Origin of the sequence: Chryseobacterium takakiae (genome assembly GCF_900129385.1) — a bacterium.
GTDB lineage: Bacteria > Bacteroidota > Bacteroidia > Flavobacteriales > Weeksellaceae > Chryseobacterium > Chryseobacterium takakiae.
The window spans coordinates 1-18,593 of record NZ_FQVO01000015.1 but is presented as its reverse complement, the minus strand read 5'-3'; the positions used below and the strand labels follow the sequence as shown (position 1 = coordinate 18,593).

Below are 18,593 nucleotides of genomic sequence, written 5' to 3'. Positions count from 1 at the left end.
TTTAAGATGACTGCTCTGAATTATCAAAATCCTGTACCCATTTATATCCTGTCCCATACACGGTTCTGAGATAATGTCTGCAGCCTGCATCATACAGTTTTTTCTTTAAGTTCTTTACATGAGCATAGACAAAATCATGGCTGTCAAGCATATCCGCAATATCTCCGGATAAATGCTCTGCCAGGGTACCTTTAGAAATTACTTTATTTTTATTACCGATAAAATAAATTAAAAGATCGAATTCTTTCCTGGTAAGGATGACCGGTTGATCCTTGATAGAAACGGTCTTTGCAGGAAGGTCGATCTGCAGTTCATTTTGCCTGATAATGTTCGAGTTGTTAAACTGCTTTCTTCTGATGATCGAATAAATACGAGCCATGAGTTCAGATAAATGAAAAGGCTTTGTAAGGTAATCGTCAGCTCCCATCTGCAATCCACTAATCCGGTCTTCCAGCGAATTTTTAGCCGAAACAATAATTACGCCGTCCTGCTTTTCCTGACTTTTCAGTTCTTCAAGAATTTTTAGGCCGTTACCGTCAGGCAGCATAATATCCAGAACAATACAGTCATACTCGAACATCCCGATTTTATCCATAGCCTGTGCAAAGTTTGATGCAAATTCGCACCGGTAGTCCTCGCCGGATAAATATTCGGCAATACTGCCTGAGAGTTCAATTTCATCTTCAATAATTAGAATCTTCATTACATAAATGTACGGTGTTAATTTTAATCCAGGGTAAAATTTTTCTCTATCAATATTTAATGAATTATATGATAAAGGTAAGAGATGATCTCACAGAAATTCTGAATAGTTAATCTACATTTCGGGAAACATTTGTATCATTTTTAACGTAAAAATATCCCATTAAAAAAACACACAAAACCCCAAGAATAAATCCACCCAGGACATCAGTAAACCAATGTGCGCCCAGATAAACCCTGGAAACGGCTCCGAAAAAAATAATAGAAAGGCATAAGGTCACAAGAAAAATCTTTATTTTATATTTTATCTTTTTTAAGCGAAGAATAATCAATATTAATGCACCGAAAAAAACGGTATAAAATAAAACGTGACCGCTCGGAAAACTTTGGTATTTCGTATCTTCCAAAAGAACAACCAAATCTTTTGACGGACGCGGCCTGTTGATCAGCATTTTTAGCCCTAATCCTAATATTCCCGATAGAAGGGTCGATAAAATAAGTACAGCCTCTTTTTTTAAATGCAAAAAATAAAAGAAGAGTGCAATCAAAACGACCATCACAACCGATACCGGTATTCTTCCTAACCAACTGATCCAGATCATGATTGTATCAAGGTCCGGAGTTTGCTTTTCCTGTATTTCCTCGGAAATATGAATGTCAAGGTATTCCGGTGGTTCAAGGAGTACGAAAAAGCTTAATGCAGTAAATATGATCAACAGCGTAACAAGCGAAGACCGGAACAAAAGCCGTTTATTGATCTGTAGAAAATTTATCAATTTCATACTTTACTAATTAATCATTGCACAATATAAACCCCTGACACTGAAAAACTCTTGAATTCAGCTACCTTGTGAAGCCTCATTCAGATAGTCACTACTGATATCTTTGTCCTTTTTGAAATCTTTTCCAAACTTGTAGCTAAAGCTTATTCCGAAAGAGCGGAGAGGCAACTCTCGTACAGAATACGAACTGTAATCACTGGTATTCACAGTCGTTACCTGTTTGATATATTTATTAAAAGGATTTGTCGTGGTAATACCTATACTCGCTTTTTTATCCCAGAACTCTTTCCTCCCTGCAATGCTGTAGGTAATTGACTGGGGATTTTTACCCTGGATATTTTTTGCCGCTGAATTATAATTCCCAAATACTTCTATGATAAAGTCCTTCGTAAATCGGTAATTCATGTTTAAATTTAACCGGTAGCGAAGCCCCATATCAATATTCCCAAAATAATCACTGACAATATACCGGTGGAAAAGCATCATATTTCCCCGCAGATTTAATTTGTTATTAAAAATCGGTAGTGAGGCTGATAAAATACCACCGGAATTATATTCCTTACCAATGTTCTTTCGTGAAGTTACCGATACATTGGTATAGTTTGCTTCGTTAACCGCATATACAGGGTAAAAGGTAGTGATCTGCTTTAAATCCTGACTGTTGATTCGTTCTGTGAGCGTTAATGAAATATTGGCGCCGTTCTCAAAATTTTTATTGTAGCCCAGCTCCATATTATCGCCTATTTCAGGCTTTAACATAGGGTTTCCTGTTGTAATATTATGGGGATCACTGAAATTTAGAAATGGATTGAGTTCAGCATATTCGGGTCTCTCTACCCTTCTGGTATAAGCAAGTTTCAGTATTTCTCCACTATCGTATTTATGGGATAGAATTAGAGAAGGAACCAGCAGGCTGTAGGAAGGAATATCCGTATCCTGATAATCAATTCCAACGGTTGTATATTCATAACGGACACCGGCTCTTACATCCAGCCAGTCCAATAGTTTGAAGGAAGATGTAAAATAAGCCGCATAAATCCCCATATCGTATTTCAACTGGTAGGATTGATAAGGATCTGATTCATACTGGCCTGATAAAGCATCTAACACATCAACGCCAGTTCTGTTTGTAATATGTTGAAAAATCATTTTTGTGCCCATTTCTAAGGTAACCTTGTCAGTGATAGGCTGCACATAATCTATTGATAAGTTATAATTGGTATCTCTTCCCGGATTGCTTCCAGAAATACCATTGTAAGGGATCAGCGCTCCAGCCAGGCTCTGGGTTTGTAAATAATTACTTTTAGGTAAACCGAAACTCATTATATAATCCATGGTTAGTTCCTGCCCATCTTTTTTAAATATTTTTCTGTAACTTAAATTTGCATCGATGGAATTAACTAAAAAGCGGTTGTCCGAAACCCGATAGCCAAGAATTGACTGCTGGTTTGAATTGGAAAAATCACTAATATTTTGCTCCTGATTGATCAGCCCAATACTTTTATTGGCAAAATCATTATAAGAAACAGAGCCGCTTAATGTATTTGATTTGTCAATTAACCACTCGAAACCGAGTCCCGTACGATAGCCATGCCTCTGAAAATCAGTATAACCGTTTTGTAATAATCTGCTTTGGGTCTGCAGTGAATGGTCATAAGAAAAGCGGTCCTGCGAAAAAGGGGTTCTTGATTTCAACTGGGCATTTCCACTGAAAAAAGCATTCAGGCTAAAGGTCTTGTTCCTGAAATTCAAATTTAAAGAACCTGTTTGAAATCGTGTTCCTGCAGAAGCATTGACTAGTCCATTGATCCCTTTTACTTTGCTTTCGTTCAGGACAATATTAATAATTCCTCCTGTTCCCTGGGCATCATACTTTGCTCCAGGGCTTGTTATAGCCTCAATACTCTTAATCTGACTTGCGGGAATAGAAGCCAGTGCATCGGCAAGACTGTTTCCAAATATACTGGAAGGTTTGCCATTTATAAGGAATCTCACGTTGGGATTCCCCTGTAATTCTACATTTCCTTCTGCATCAACCGTTATCTGCGGAACTTTTCTTAAAACATCAATTGCAGCTCCGCTTTGAGAAGTTACATCATTGGCGACGTTGTAAACAATTTTATCAACCTTATTTTCAACAACTGCTTTCCTACCGATAATAGTAACTTCCTGGATATTCTTAATCCCATTACCCTTAACAGTATCCGTTACTTTTTTCTCTGCAGTTTTTGGGTTTACAATCTGTGCACTAATAAAGGTGGCAGGAAATAAAGCTAAAAGAATTGACAATTGTCTCACAATGAAGTTTATTAAAGGACAAAAATGAAACTCAATTCTGAATTAATTTTGAATTCAGAAAGTTTTACCTTTTCTCCATAAAATAATAAATGACTGCTTAGATTCTAAAAGCTAATTGAAAACTTAATATACTTATGTATCACATTAAATTCAACAATGATCAGATCAGGATGTTTTGATTCAACAATGCTTTCTTCTAATCTCATAGAAAACTCCTCAATATCAATAGAGTTTAAATGATCGATGATTCAGGATAAAAAATGAGATCTACAAACTCTATGAACTATAAATCTTAATATCTTGGATCTTACTGAGATTTTTAAAATAATTAGTAGTAATAGATTCAATTACAGCACATTTATCCTGAGATAGCTTCATAATTTAATTTTTTAGAATTGCTAAATACTTTGAAATAAACTTTACATGTTATACTTCCAATTAGCGATTGTTTTAAATATACAAAAGTTCTAGAATGTAAACAGATAACAATTTGGATCAGGCATCAAAACATATAAGTGTATATTAATTATACAAGTTAAATAACTAATATAATCAATTAAATCATCAGTCAGATAAACTAACATTCAGCAATTAATTATCTTTCTTAATATTCATTTTAATTTGTATTCACTGCAACTCTATTTCTTCAAGAACTCCGAAGCCATTAGCAACTCTGACTTAGCCATCGTTCCGTAAATAATTAAATGGATACATTGCCGGTTTGACTTCCTACAAAACTCATCCGTGAAGTTATCGCAGTTCTTGGTCCGACTGATCAACTGGATGCATTGCCAGTTTCTTTCACTTTAGGAATTTACCCAGGCCAGTTGCGGTCCTGGTCCAGCCATCGTTTTGTGGGATTGTTTGTCACTTTAGATTTCGATCCTTCAAAGCTTTGTTGGCTTTAAAGGCTATTATCTATTGTAATTCTCTGTTTTTTCAACCAAATTTAAAATTATATCTGTTGTGGAGGCTGTACTATATGATGATTTTGATTGTCCTGCCCATATGCTTACAAAGTCAGGATTTTGCTGGATTTTTGCCGTGGCACGAAGTGGTCCGGTAATCTTGTTTTGGTAAGGATAAGGCAATATATATCTACTATTGTCCAAAGTATTCGTAAAAGTGTTTTGCAAGCCCCTTGCATAGCGTCCTGAAAAGCTTTTCGTAAGTACAATATCTTTTTCTGAGGCATTATTTAATATTCGTTTTTCAAATTCCTGCAGAGCGCTTTCAACTGAACCCAACAAGAGACTTCCCACTTGAAACCCCTGTGCACCCAACAGCTGGGCCGCCAAAAGGGTTTTGGCATCGTAAATTCCTCCGGCATAAATTAATGGAACATTCACATGGTCATATACTTGTGACAGAAGTGAAATACCGCCGATCTCCGGGATTTTACCCTCAATGAAACTCCCCCGATGGCCTCCTGCTTCATAACCCTGTACACAAACAATGTCAATTCCGGTTTTTTCCAAAACAAGGGCTTCTTCAATAGAAGTGGCTGTTCCTATCAGTACGGTTCCATTGCTTTTAAACAGGGCAATACTTGCCGGATCAAGAACACCAAAAGTAAAACTGACAATTTTACAATTTTCAGCTATTATTGCATTCACTTGGTCATGATAATCAGTTAACTTAATATCTTCATAGTCAGGATAGTCGACCTCTATCTGATTTTTATCAGAAATCGTTTTAAGAAATTCTTTGGTCTCAAGGTATTGCAACCTTAATTCTTCAGTGTCTTCCGGTAAAGGATTAACGAAAATATTTACGGCAAATGGCTTGTCGCTTAATCTTTTCGTTGTACGAATAAGTTCTAGACATTTTTCAGCCGGCAGATCACCGAGGGACAAAGAGCCCAATGCTCCGGCTCTTGCTGCCGCGGCCACCATTTCAGGAGTTGTTACACCAAACATAGGAGCCTGAACAATTGGATATTCTATATCAAATATCCGAGTAAGATTATTATTCCACTTCATGGACTGATTATTCATAAGGGTAACATTTCTAAATTATCGTTTTTTGAGACGAACTTTATTAAAATTTATATTGATCATTGGGCAATATAACAGAAATAACTTAAATAAAAAGCATTCAAAAGAGCGCTTTTATTTTAAGTTAAAGTTCAATTAATCAGTTGCTTGTATAGGGTTAGAAAGGTAATTACCTGAACTAAAATAGGCTTCCAGATAACTTTCTTAATAATTTCAACTATATTTTATCTACTGCGTAGAATCAAATTTAGCAATCTCTTTTTTTCCTCCCTCAGCAACTGAAAATATTGCTATAATTGTGAATTGATACTTTATCATGGTTTTAATTTTATTTAAATATAAGTAAAACATTTACCTTCCTACTATAAACTTATGGACTAATCAAATATTTAGATTGCTCATTTACTGGATTAATATGATAAACACTCTTTTTTTGCTGTAATGCAATTTTAACAATATCTCCGGTACCTCCCAAACCTTTTGCTGGCTTTCCATCCCATATCGCTATTATTACACTGGCTTTATTTACTATTTCGATACCTGCTGAATAGAATGCAGATTCACTAGGCTTATCGAAATTAAGTGTGTAAATACCTTTTGACATGTTTAATAAACCTAAGAAAGACTCCGAATCTTTTAGAGTTTTAAAAGTAGATATATAATTATCGCATGGAATAATTACATCATAAGGGATATTCTTTTTTATTAATTGTCTACAAAAAAGTTGATCTGAACCGATTGCTAAAGAGGATAATCCTTTTATAATATCATTCTCTTTTAGGAAATTATTTACAGTGAATTTAATCCAATCTAAATTAAAACTTTTTAAATCTTGATGACCTGTTATTCCTAGAATCATATTAATTATTTGTAATTATTAATAATACATTTTTAATTGTCGCAAAAATATGCTGTCAAAATTTCATAACAATATCTCATGAAATTTAGTTGAAAAAAAACAATAACCTCTCAATTTTCCGGAGAGGTTATTAAGAATTTATTGAAAGCCAATTTAAAGATTTTTACCTTCCTTCATCATCTGAGAAATTGCAGATGCAATGCCCTCCCATGTCCAGGAAATGGTTCTATTTCTAGCTAGGCCTACAGGTAATGTTGATGAAGAATCTGCTCCATCGACATATACTCCGAAAAAAGGGACATTATTTTTAATTGCCATCTGAATTTCCTTGTTAACACCAGTTGCTGTACTCATGTTTTTACCAACTAAAACAATCATCATATTGCATTTTTTCATTTTATCTTCAATGATTTGTTGCCATGTTGATTGTGCTAATGCTGTCTTTGAAGACCAATCCTCAATACTGAAAGGAGTACGGGAGTTTACTGATTGACCGCTAAAATACATTTTTTCACCGGAGTTATTATCAAAATCGAAGCTTATAAATGCTCTTGGGTTTGCCATATTTATTTATTTTAAAAAGTTGTTTAATTATTTTTTAGGATTTGATTATTTAAATTCAAGACTACTAAATCGATCAGAAAAATTCACTAACAATATTTCCGTAAATCTCCCTAGTAAGTATCCAAAAGATGGTTCAAAATCAATTATTTCGCCATCAGATTTAGTGATACAAAACTTAATTTGTTTCTTTTCAATATTTAAAAAGGGCTTCACAAATAATTCATCATCCCACTGACCTGATTTTGTTGAATGATAATACAATGTATACCCATTACCGTCAGTTTTCTTTTCCCAAGTTTTAAGATCTTTTGAGATTTTATTTCTGATATCCTGATTCAGTTCTTCTACAGAATCTGTGTTTAAAATAATTTTCATATTATTTTAGTTTATATATTAATTTAAATTCTATCATTTTTTACAAGGTTCCAATAATGTTCACCTAATGCTGTAAGTTTACAAGATTTGGAATTTATGGCAGCATAATACATGTGATCCGAATCAATTGGAACTACGAGCCCAACTCTGTTATAACTTTGCATAATTTCAAATTTTTCGCAATTATTTTTATCTGCATTATCACTGGTCGGTTCATAAGAAGGATCTAATAAATGCTCTTCTCTAGCTGGGAAAAGTTCAGTGATTCTCCTCAAATCAGAAAGTGAAACGGAAGGATTTACTTCTCGTAAACTAATAAATGTTTTTACATTGGTTCGAAACATTGGACGCTGTCCAAATTCGCCTAAAGATTGATCGATATGGGCATATACGCTACCTGGTGTAATATTTCCTAAAATATTAGCTGCCCCACCCATTAATGCATCAACAAAAAGTTTAGTAAATAAGCCTGATCCGTCAATTTCTGATGCATATTGTTTATCTGTAGAAGCAGTCAATATAGTCATCCCTTCACAGATTGTAACAGATGTTTCAGCACCAGGACTACCCATCTTGCCACTATGACAACAATCTAAAATTATAATTTTATTTAAAGCTTTTGAAGCAGTAGCATATCCTAAGATTTCTGTCATGGAAAGTCCTTGATCTCCGTCTTCACAGTCAGAAGTTACAAGATAGCCTCCGGAATCTTCTAAATAGCCATGACCTGAAAAGTAGAATAACGCTATTTCTGGATTATCTTCATTGAATACATCTAAAATAAGATCTTTTAACTTTCTTCGATCAATGGCTGAATTTTCATCTACAGCAGTTTCTAATACTACATCAAAATTTTTTGTTCCATCGGCATCTCTTTCTAATACGGTTTTTACTTCATACGCGTCACTTACACACCCAAAAAGATTTTTAACATTATCGGATTTATAATAATTGACACCTACAACAACAGCTTTTGCTCTCCTTCTTCTCATTATATTTAGTATTTAAATAATTTGTAATTTTTGTTCATTTCTTATCTTAACCATTCTTTTAAACTTTGATAGCTCCTCGAGTTTTCATTTAACCATAATATTTCTTCTGTAGAAATATTTCCTGTTACAAGACCTTTTACAGATTCTTTTGTGACATACGGATAAACAGATAAAAATTCTTGACCTTCAAACGAAGAGTTTTCATAATCTGTAATTGGAAGAATGGCACATCTGCTAGTTTCTCCATCCATATAGCCTAATTCCCAAGGCATCCACTTTGATGTTGAAGCATTTTCGGAAGTTGCATAAATTAGAGATTTTGACTGCTTCATTCTGTTTCGTATTAAGGCAACAGTCTTCTTATCTACATTTTTTCTGTCAAGATGTGAGTCAACTATCCAGTCCACATAAACCTTGAATCCTTTTGATGATAATTCTAAAAATAAACCTTCTATATACTCCTTATCTCGATAGCTATGAGACAAGAAAATGTCAAAGGACATACTATTTTTACTTTCATTTACTGTTGCAGAAAAGGTTTTTGTACCCTTTCTTCCGGTTCTTGAGAGATCTCTCAAATAACTTTTTGTGTAGAACATTTTTTTAACTTATATAATTAAACTATTTACTTGGACAGGAATCAATCTGTCTCTAGATTCTTTTGGGCTAAAATTTTTGTTGATAACTTGGAATGTTTCTTTTTCAAACTTCATTAATTCCATAAAAACACTAACATTCTGTGACCAATCTTTTATAAAAAAATCTCCATTCTGATTCTTAATATTTAATTCTGAGGAAACCCCAATGTCGATTCCTTGTGTTTTTAATCCATTGATGTTTCCTGCTAAAGTAATTTCAGAGTTTTTTGATCTTGACTGCATTATTAAAGCATTTGATGCATAGGTTACAGAAGTTACGAGATAAGTATTATCCCATATTAGAACCTTACTTTTTGAAATGATTTCATTTTCAAGTTTTGTGATGTCACCGATTTGCTTCTTGTAGCACTCAAGAGCATGGAAGTAAATAGAACCTTCCGATGTAAATTGTAATGTTATTTCACCATATGCACTCGGTAATTCATCTACAACTTCAATCTGTGAATTTGCTGATGTAATACTCTTGACAGAGTTTTTACTCGAAAATTTGTAACTATGTTTATTTCCTAAACTATCATCTTCAGAATACTTAACATCAAGATTTTTGAGAGAAGAAATTTTTGTAAAAGTACCAAGTGGAGCTTCTTTTTTTAAAAAACTGGTTTTACCATATGGAAATTTAATAATATCACCTACCTCAATGATTTCACCTGGCAGATAAACTGCAATCTTACCAAGCTCCTTGGCAATTTCTGTTGAATATTTTATTTGTAAAGACATTGTAATATTTTTATAATTTGATTACAATGCAAAGTTAAATAGCCATATTACAGTTGGTTTCCCCAGTTTTAAGGATTTTTCATCCTTACTTTTGAGGATAAAAAAAGCTGCTCGAGAAGCAGCTTTTAAAATTAAATAGGATTACAATATCCATTTTCAATTGCAAATTTGATAAGAGTATTTGAATTCCGAACACCCGTTTTTTCTATAAGATTTCTTTTATGGGTCTCAAAGGTAGTCTTAGCAATATTTAGCTTATCAGCAATTTCAGGACCTGTGTATCCATTCCCAATATAAGTAAGAACCTGTTTTTCCTTCTCAGTAAGTTTAATTTCTCCTACTACATCTTTTGATTTTAATGTTGCATAAATTGACTGCGTAACTTCTTCCGAGAAATAGTCCTTTCCATTATGAATGCTATATATAGCGCTCAATAACTCCTCTTTTCCTTTGTTTTTCAATATATATCCATTAGCTTCTGCATTGAAGATACTTCTTATAAAACTAATTTCCTCATGCATACTAAGAATAAGTATTTTAATTTCAGGATGATTTTTTTTGAGAAACTTTGTTGTTTCTATACCATCCATAATAGGCATGTTGATGTCAAGTACAACAATATCTACATTTTTAGTATTAACTATTGAAATAACATCCGTTCCTGTCAGTGCACGTCCAACAATCTCAATATTAGGATCATTCTTAATGACTAATTCCAAACCATCAAGAACTATCTCATGGTCATCAGCAATAATAATCTTTATCATATATTACTATTTATAGGTATTTCTATATTCACATAGGTTCCACGTCCAATTACAGAATCAATATCTATTTCACCTGCTAATGAGCTGACTCTAGACCTTATATTTTGTAACCCCATGCCATTGGATTGTTCATTAGTGTTAAAGCCAATACCATTGTCTTCTACTTGAACATTTACTTTATTTTTAAGCTTTAATATTTGAATAGTTACATGACTTGACTCGGCATACTTTAAAATATTATTCATCAACTCTTGAATGATTCTATATATTTGGATTTCAATATTGTTTTCTAGTCTATTTTCTAAATCACCTGCTATGAATTCTATCTTTATCTTCTTAGTTTGTTCAATAGTAATTACTAAATCTTCAACGGCTGAAAGCAATCCGAATTTAGTGAGTACACCAGAGGACATTTCATAAGATAACCTTCTGACTTCTTGGCAAGCTTCATCTATCAACTCATTTGCTTTCTGGAAACTCACAAGATCAAAATTCTTATTTTGTAAAAGCTGTTCTTCTCCAGATTTGTAATAGACCTTGGCAACTGATAGTATGCTTCCTATCCTGTCATGTAAATCCTGTGAAATTCTCTTACGTTCTTGATCCTGTGTATTCAACATTTCATTGTAAGATTTGATTTCTTGATTTTTAATTAGTTGCTCTAATTTTTTTTCCTCTAATTCTTTATCTTTTAATGCTATTTCTTTCTTTTGTCTTTCAACTTTCCATTTTGTCCAAAGAAAAAATAATAATACGAATAAAGAAAATATGGTAGATAAGGTGTATATCAATATGTTATTATTTTGATTTTTAAGTTCTAAATTTTTAATATTTACTATTGAAATTTTCTTATCTCTTTGTAAAAGTTCATTTTCTTTCTGTATTCTCGCAAACTTTTCTCTATAATCTACAGCCTTCTTATAGTCAGTTTCCAAACTATCTCTTAATGAATTGTACTGTTGGGAGTAGTGTATTGCAGAATCATAATCTTGTTTCACAGAATATGCCAGATACAATCCATCTAAAGCTTTTAATTTCTCTGATTTATTTTGTGCGTTTTTTGAGCTTTCTAAGGTGTTTTTATAATATTTTATAGCTTTATCATATTCCTGATTTCGAAAGTAAATATGTCCTAAATTTATATTCGCTTCTTTAAGCCCACTTTTAGAAACATATTTTTTCTGTATATCAATACTTTTTTTAAACTTCTGAATAGCCTGTTGGTCATCGCCTTTTTTATAATAAAGAGCACCAAGATTATTGTATATCTCTGAATTTGTATCTTTTAAACCTAATTTAATCTTTAATTTCATTGCTTTATCATAGTACTCATGTGATAAAGTATTGTTTCCGGTTTCAAAATATACAACTCCTAAATTGTTGTAGATCTTCGAGAGTTCGTAATCATCATGGATTTTAATAAAGTAATTTTCACTTTTAAGAAAATATTCTTTAGCGCTTTCATAATTTTTCATTACTAAATACAGAATGCCTAAATTCGTATAGCTATGTGCTATATTTTTTTCCTCTTTCAATTGTTCCCTTAGTGAAAGTCCCTTTAATAGGTATTTGTTAGCTTGTTCATATGATCCCATATTCTGATATATAAGTCCTACATTATTAGAAACCAAAGCCTCTAATGATAGTTGTTTAAGCTGTCCAAATATATTCAACGCATCTAATCCATACGAAAGCGCCTTAGATAAATCTTTTTTATTTCTGTATATTTCACTAAGTTGATTGTTGGCTCGGCCAATACCATATTTATTTCCAGATTGCTTTTCTAAGCGTAAGACTTTCAAATATTCTTTTTCGGCAAGTGAAAATTGTTTATTAAAAATATAAGCGGTACCAAGTCTATTCAAGCTTGTAACAACGCCTTTTGGATAGCTTATTTTTTTACTAATCTTATAGGCATTTAAAGCATAGTATTTTGCTTTACTAAAATTAGTTTTCCTTAATTCCCAAGAGAGCTCATTGAAAGCATCTACTTTAATTGTATCCTGTATTGTCTTAGATTGTGCTAAAGCAATTAAACTATCTAATACGTTTTTTTGCTGGCTTTTTACATTAGCAAAGCAAATGATAGTTGTCATTACAAAAATCTTGTACATATAAAATTGTTAAGGGCTTTACTATGTAAATATAGCAAAACCCTCAGTTTTTAGATTCTAAGAAGAATTATCTTTTTTTAGGATTTCTTTCCCTCCCTCCAATTGGTTTAATAATCTCACCAGCCCCTTCAGGAGAAGTTGTGGGAGGTGGGTCTACATGTGTTGTGGGAGGTGTTGATTCTTGTGTTTTTGAAGTTTCATTTTCTCCTCTTGAATCATTAGAGTTGTTACCGTTTTCGTTAGTTTCAAACTCTTTTTCTAAATTGTTTTTTTCTTCCATAATGATTTGTTTTATGTTTTACAAAGGTCATTAATGGAGTTCTAAATAATATCGTTAGAAAAAAGTATTTTCTTATCCTCACAAATGAGGATATTTAATTATTATTATAAGAATGGCATATTAAATCGTTTTATGGGACTTTTTAATGTTACTTGAGGAATATCTCACAATTTAAATTTGTGTTTTATCTCCTTTTTCCTCAAAATTTTCTAATTCTTTATTTAACTCCTCCAACAACTGTTTTTCTGTTGGTAAATAGAGTTGATATTGACTAGCAATAATCTGCTTTTCGCCTTCTGGTAATGTAAATTTTACAACGGCATCATTTTTATCAGCACATAGCAAAATTCCAATAGTTGGATTTTCGTGTGACAGTCTTTCTATGCGGTCATAATAATTAACATACATCTGCAATTGTCCGATATCTTGATGTGTAAGCTTACGTGTTTTAATTTCGATTATGACAAAGCACTGTAATAATCTATTATAAAAAACCAAATCTACGAAGAATTCATCCCCTTCAAGATGTATTCTCTTTTGTCTTGCTACGAATGAAAAGCCATTTCCTAACTCCAACAAAAAATCTTGCAAATGTGTAATGATAGCACTTTCCAAGTCTTTTTCGTAATAAGAATTCTCCCTCTTTAATCCTAGAAATTCCAAAATCATAGGGTCTTTGATGATTTCTTTGGCTTCAGATGGCTGCTTTTCATTTCTTGCTACTGCTAATACTCCTTCTTTATTATTACTTATTAAAAGTCGTTCGTATAAGCTACTGTAAATCTGTCTTTCCAACTGACGGACTGTCCAATTATTCTTTATTGTTTCTGCAACATAGAACTCGATTTTGTCCTGATTGTCAAGTCTGATAAGAATTTTGTATTGGCTCCAGCTCAATTGCGAATACACTGTATTCGCAATTGGAAATGTGCGGTAAAACTGACGAAAAATTTCAATTTGTCTTTTTGAAAAGCCATTACCATATTCCGGTTCCAACTCTTCAGAAATATACTTAGTCAAAAACTTACCATAATCCGCACGGTGCTTTCCTTCTTGTTCCTCCTCAAAAATACGCTTGCCAATACGCCAATACATCATAGTGCGATGATGATCAACAGTGCGGATTGCTTTATCCTTTGACTCTACAATGATACTTTTTATGTCGTTTATTATGGCTTTGCTTACAGACATATTTAATTATATAACTTTAATTTCAAGAATTGATAAAATTATAAAAAGAAAAATAATTCCTGTTATGAAGTATGCAAAGATTGACTTTTCAAAGATATTTAAATTTTATAGAATATTTTATGGTTAAAATTTCCCGTATATATTTCCATTAATGTAAAATACCCCCATTATATTTCCCCTTCATAAATTCTCTGGTTAGATCTTTACTAATTTAGCTTATTAAATTTTTTAAATATCGTTTTTGAGATTTTTAAAGATAAGGTTTTATTAAAAAAATTTCCTAAACTTTAGACATAAAAGGAGATAGAAACAAATAATTCACACTTCTATTCCCTTCATTAGACTTTCCTGTACAATACCATTCAATAGAAAATGGCGCCCTTTTATGAATAGTAATATCTAAACATAGGTTCTACATTACAGCTGATAGACAATTATTCCCGGATGTTGATTTTTCTCTATATTGTTATCAATACATAAGAGCAAAGGCCTCCCGTAGGAAGCCTTTGAACACCAAATCACAAAATATTAATATGAAAAATTTATTTATAATGCTGTTGCAGTATACGTTACTGTTTGCGTATAAGTTCCGGCCGGTTTACCTAAAATATCAGAAGAAGATGATTTAGCAGCTGGAATAGTATAATCCAGATTCAGTGTCAAGGCACTTCCAAGCGGAGCATTTGCCACTAAAGTCTGATCAGCTGCAGATAAAACAACAGCGTTTTTTGTACCTCCCATGGTTCCGGCAGCTGCAGAAGCTTTGATGGTTAAAACATTTACAGGAATCAAATTGGTTCCATTCATGAAATTAGCACCTCCTGCTTTTACTTTTACATTGAAATTCTTAGTTGAAGTAACTTTTAAAGAGTTGGCTTTAGTAATCGTCTGATCAGAATTATAATCTGCTGCAGTAGCATAGTTAAAGTCAACCGTATTTCCGATTGCAGTACTTCCCGCATCAATGGAGATGACATCGTTCAGGGTAATGTTTACCGTTGTAGTTGCGGTGGTATTCTGAGCCTGAATAGTGTTGGTTCCTAATACGAATGCTCCGATAGTTAAGGCTGCGATGGCAATTTGCTTTTTCATAATGATATTGTTTTATTTTTTATTCTTATTTAATTGTTCTCTTTTGAACATTACAAATGTACATCGGCAAAAAAAGTTTCTCTGTAGTGGAACATGGAAGTTCGTGTAGTGAAATCGCCACACGTATCATTTCGAAAGTACATTTAACCTCCAGCTTCAGGTCAGTATAATATGCTTATGAATTCCAGTTTACAAACTTCTAAGTGAACATATTGTTGTAAAGCCACGGAAAGAAGCGTGCAAAGCTAGAGAGTTCTAACATTAGAAGCCTCAAACATCTTTATAACCCATCTTAGGACCTTATGGCAAATATCTATTTACCGTATCATGGAAGGGCTTTTACCTGTATGTTTTTTTAAGAAATTGGTGTAATTACCTTCATTGGTAAACCCTAATTCATAGGAAATTTGAGAAATTGTATAATCAGAATGCTGTAAAAGTCTTTTGGATTCATCCACTATTTTTTCGATGATAATCTGTTTAGCAGTTTTACCTAATATATATTCAGTCATCTCTGTTAATTTTCTTGAACTGATATTCAGCTCGTTGGCATAGTGTGAGACTTTTTTAAATTCCTTGTAATCACGTTGTAGTAAAACTTTAAATCTGTTAGCGTAATATAGATAGTCAAACTGGACATTCTTTTTCACATCTTCATCTGTAATATGAGAGAAAGCATCGAGGATAAGCCGTTCTATCGCATTATGAGCAGCAGAAATATAAAGAGTTTTGTCTTTGTTTTTAAATCGCTCCATCCTGTCTAAAAATATTACCCTCATTTCATCAATATGGAGCAAAGGGGATATAAAAATTTGTGATCTGTAATTGAAGAAAATTTGTGAATTCAAAAGCAAACTGTCCTTTAGTGACCGCTCATAAAAGCTTGACGAAAAAGCAATAGCAAGGATATTATTGCCATTGCAATTACTGAATTCAATATTTTTTTGAGGACCAACAAATACCATATTTCCTGCATGTATGTCTAAGACCTGACCCTCAACATTGATCCTAACATTTTCTAAAATGATATAAATAGAGTAATACTCTAAGGTGTTTATCTTTCTAATACCGTTGTTTCTTTTAAAAATGTAGTCGAGGCGGTTAGTACTAAATCCATCCTCTTTCAATTGATCAGTAATAACATACATATTTATTCCCTATTACATAATTAATAAGTAGACTGCTCTCTATCCTAACTCAATATAAATTAGATCTTCAGAACGCAAGTTGATATCAAATAATAAGCCATACTTCTACTGCTTTATTGTTCCTTATTATTTATAATCAACTACTTAACTTACATCATAAAATGAATTGGTTATGTTGCCTAATTACAATTTATTTGTCGATATTTTTATGACTAGATTCCTATACTTTTAAAAATAAAAGGCGTATTTTTAGCACGCAATTCATCATAATATTAATTGCAGTGTGTATAAATCTCTTTATTTCGAAGAGATTTTTTATATTATACAACTACTTTTATGACATTACCATTGAGTTATGACTTTGTAAGAGTTGATAGACCGTTTAGCATAATTTTTTCATTATGGTTGAATTTATAATTTTTTTCAATTAAATTCAATCCATAAAATGAACGTAATTATTATAAAACAATTATTTGCGGCATATCTTAAAGAACTTACCGCTAGTCTGGTACACGGACCATAAATAATTTTATAAAGTGAGAAAAATATATATAGTAGAAGATAATGAATCAATTAGGGAAATTTTAGAAATTGTTCTATCCTCTGAAAATTATGAAGTCAAATCATTTGGAACTGTCGGTGAGTTTTCTGGCAGAGATGTTACCGTAATGCCCGACCTCTATCTATTTGATGTTATGCTTCCTGACGGGTCAGGGATCGATCTATGCCAGGAAGTTAAAAAAGATCAGAATAACTTAGGAATTCCTGTCATTATCATGAGTGCTCATGCACATTTAACTCAAATGAAAGAGCTCTGCCAACCTGATGATTTTATTGCAAAACCATTTGATATTGACGATGTTTTGGAACGGATTCAGGGTATTCTTCACTGATAGCATCTTAAGATATTATATAAAGTCATATGCTTACTCTAACTGTATAATCTGACTTCATAATAATGTAGTTGATATTGTTTTAATTATTTTAATCAACATATCAATATCAAAAGGCTTACCGAGATAATAATCGGCTCCTGTCCCTATAGCAACATTTTCTCCATCCTGGCTTGCAGAAACTACAATGATGGGTAATTCTTTTAGATTAACATCTGAACGTATAATTTTAATGATTTCATCACCACATAGGTTCGGCATCCATAAGTCCAATATCAGAATATCAGGACATTCTTCCTTAATTCTTTGCATAAGCAAAGTACTATCATTTTCTGTAATTACACTATATCCTCCTAACTCAAGAAGAATTTTTAGGATGTCCATATTGTCCTGATTATCATCACAAACAATAATTTTTATATCCTTCATACTTAAATATGTTAATTAATCTCGCTAAATCTAATTAAAATTGTTTTATGATATTTTTTGTCATACTTGAAATTGTATTTTTTCTCCCAGCTGACGATTATATTCTAAGCGATTTATTTATTTAATAATAGCTTGAAATAATAGCTGTCTATATTACCAAGGACTTTTATCCATACATTATTGTTTATCTTTATAAATTATACAGCTGGAAAAAAGCAAATTTAAAAAATATTATAATACTAATTTAGACACAATATTCTACATAGGGTGATAAATTATATAATGAATTGAAAATATCGCAATTCTTAAGTTCGACGGATTGGATCCTATTCAATTTAGAGTATTATAATATCATTTTTCTTATAGCTGTTTATAAGTTAGCAATGTAATACTTCATAAAGTATTTATCTAAATTTGCTAATTTTAAAGTAAAATAAACACTGTTCTATGCTCGTTAATCATGATTTACTTAACTCTTACGGAGGCGAAATTATTACTTTTAAAACAAACGATTATATATTTCAAGAACAGCAAATACCAAAGTATTATTATCAAATAATTTCAGGACATATCAAACTAAACCATTTAAGTGAAGATGGCAAAGAACTTATTCAAGGTATTCATTCTACTGGTGAGAGTGTATGCGAATTACTCCTGTTTATTGATGAAAAATATCCAGTGAATGCGGTTGCAATGTCAGAATGTACCGTTATGAAGGTATCTAAATCAGA

19 protein-coding genes are annotated in these 18,593 nt (G+C 32.3%); 2 read left to right on the top strand and 17 right to left on the bottom strand.

The window, feature by feature from the left end; genetic code table 11:
* Position 1: 1 nt before the first annotated feature.
* The 16 genes from BUA76_RS16215 to BUA76_RS16140 form a co-directional block, all read right to left on the bottom strand.
* The gene (locus tag BUA76_RS16215) at positions 2-703 is read right to left on the bottom strand and encodes a response regulator transcription factor (RefSeq protein WP_072885844.1); all 702 of its coding nucleotides are present in this window, start codon (positions 701-703) and stop codon (positions 2-4) included.
* 109 nt (positions 704-812) lie between these two features.
* Positions 813-1,484 carry a phosphatase PAP2 family protein gene (locus BUA76_RS16210; RefSeq protein ID WP_072885843.1) on the bottom strand — a complete coding sequence of 224 codons (672 nt, stop codon included), beginning with the start codon at positions 1,482-1,484 and terminating at the stop codon, positions 813-815.
* Positions 1,485-1,541: 57 nt separating this feature from the next.
* On the bottom strand, positions 1,542-3,782 hold the full coding sequence (locus BUA76_RS16205) for a TonB-dependent receptor domain-containing protein (RefSeq protein WP_083573251.1): 2,241 nt from the start codon (positions 3,780-3,782) through the stop codon (positions 1,542-1,544).
* Positions 3,783-4,696: 914 nt separating this feature from the next.
* Complete coding sequence (locus BUA76_RS16200) at positions 4,697-5,779, bottom strand: NAD(P)H-dependent flavin oxidoreductase (RefSeq protein WP_072885841.1); 1,083 nt, start codon at positions 5,777-5,779, stop codon at positions 4,697-4,699.
* A 370-nt stretch (positions 5,780-6,149) separates the two neighbouring features.
* A complete protein-coding gene (locus BUA76_RS16195; RefSeq protein ID WP_072885840.1) occupies positions 6,150-6,638 on the bottom strand; it encodes a hypothetical protein in 489 nt (162 codons plus the stop codon).
* A gap of 153 nt (positions 6,639-6,791) precedes the next feature.
* Positions 6,792-7,202, bottom strand: coding sequence for a TIR domain-containing protein (locus tag BUA76_RS16190; RefSeq protein ID WP_072885839.1), 411 nt, complete (start codon positions 7,200-7,202; stop codon positions 6,792-6,794).
* 45 nt (positions 7,203-7,247) lie between these two features.
* Entirely contained in the window at positions 7,248-7,577 is a 330-nt protein-coding gene (locus BUA76_RS16185) for a WW domain-containing protein (RefSeq protein WP_072885838.1), read from the bottom strand.
* A 23-nt stretch (positions 7,578-7,600) separates the two neighbouring features.
* Entirely contained in the window at positions 7,601-8,569 is a 969-nt protein-coding gene (locus BUA76_RS16180; RefSeq protein WP_072885837.1) for a caspase family protein, read from the bottom strand.
* A 41-nt stretch (positions 8,570-8,610) separates the two neighbouring features.
* Positions 8,611-9,168, bottom strand: coding sequence for a TIR domain-containing protein (locus BUA76_RS16175; RefSeq protein ID WP_072885836.1), 558 nt, complete (start codon positions 9,166-9,168; stop codon positions 8,611-8,613).
* A gap of 9 nt (positions 9,169-9,177) precedes the next feature.
* Positions 9,178-9,948, bottom strand: coding sequence for a hypothetical protein (locus BUA76_RS16170; RefSeq protein ID WP_072885835.1), 771 nt, complete (start codon positions 9,946-9,948; stop codon positions 9,178-9,180).
* Between the two features lie 131 nt (positions 9,949-10,079).
* Entirely contained in the window at positions 10,080-10,715 is a 636-nt protein-coding gene (locus BUA76_RS16165) for a response regulator transcription factor (RefSeq protein ID WP_072885834.1), read from the bottom strand.
* Complete coding sequence (locus BUA76_RS16160; protein WP_178337353.1) at positions 10,712-12,811, bottom strand: tetratricopeptide repeat-containing sensor histidine kinase; 2,100 nt, start codon at positions 12,809-12,811, stop codon at positions 10,712-10,714. Before BUA76_RS16160 ends, BUA76_RS16165 begins: the two co-directional genes overlap by 4 nt.
* An 85-nt stretch (positions 12,812-12,896) precedes the next feature.
* The gene (locus BUA76_RS16155; RefSeq protein WP_072885832.1) at positions 12,897-13,109 is read right to left on the bottom strand and encodes a hypothetical protein; all 213 of its coding nucleotides are present in this window, start codon (positions 13,107-13,109) and stop codon (positions 12,897-12,899) included.
* A gap of 171 nt (positions 13,110-13,280) precedes the next feature.
* The gene (locus tag BUA76_RS16150; protein ID WP_072885831.1) at positions 13,281-14,300 is read right to left on the bottom strand and encodes a PDDEXK nuclease domain-containing protein; all 1,020 of its coding nucleotides are present in this window, start codon (positions 14,298-14,300) and stop codon (positions 13,281-13,283) included.
* A 546-nt stretch (positions 14,301-14,846) separates the two neighbouring features.
* Positions 14,847-15,392, bottom strand: a complete 546-nt coding sequence (locus BUA76_RS16145) for a peptidoglycan-binding protein LysM (RefSeq protein WP_072885830.1) — start codon at positions 15,390-15,392, stop codon at positions 14,847-14,849.
* Positions 15,393-15,709: 317 nt separating this feature from the next.
* Entirely contained in the window at positions 15,710-16,540 is an 831-nt protein-coding gene (locus tag BUA76_RS16140; protein WP_072885829.1) for a helix-turn-helix domain-containing protein, read from the bottom strand.
* A gap of 536 nt (positions 16,541-17,076) precedes the next feature.
* On the opposite strand from BUA76_RS16140, the gene BUA76_RS16135 reads away from it, so the two are divergent.
* Positions 17,077-17,433 carry a response regulator transcription factor gene (locus BUA76_RS16135; RefSeq protein WP_072885828.1) on the top strand — a complete coding sequence of 119 codons (357 nt, stop codon included), beginning with the start codon at positions 17,077-17,079 and terminating at the stop codon, positions 17,431-17,433.
* 57 nt (positions 17,434-17,490) lie between these two features.
* Here the strand turns inward: BUA76_RS16135 and BUA76_RS16130 are convergent, their stop codons facing one another.
* Entirely contained in the window at positions 17,491-17,862 is a 372-nt protein-coding gene (locus BUA76_RS16130; RefSeq protein ID WP_072885827.1) for a response regulator, read from the bottom strand.
* 447 nt (positions 17,863-18,309) lie between these two features.
* Between BUA76_RS16130 and BUA76_RS16125 the strand changes: the two genes are divergently transcribed.
* Positions 18,310-18,593 (top strand): Crp/Fnr family transcriptional regulator (locus BUA76_RS16125; RefSeq protein WP_143149930.1); only part of this gene is annotated, 284 nt, incomplete at its 3' end.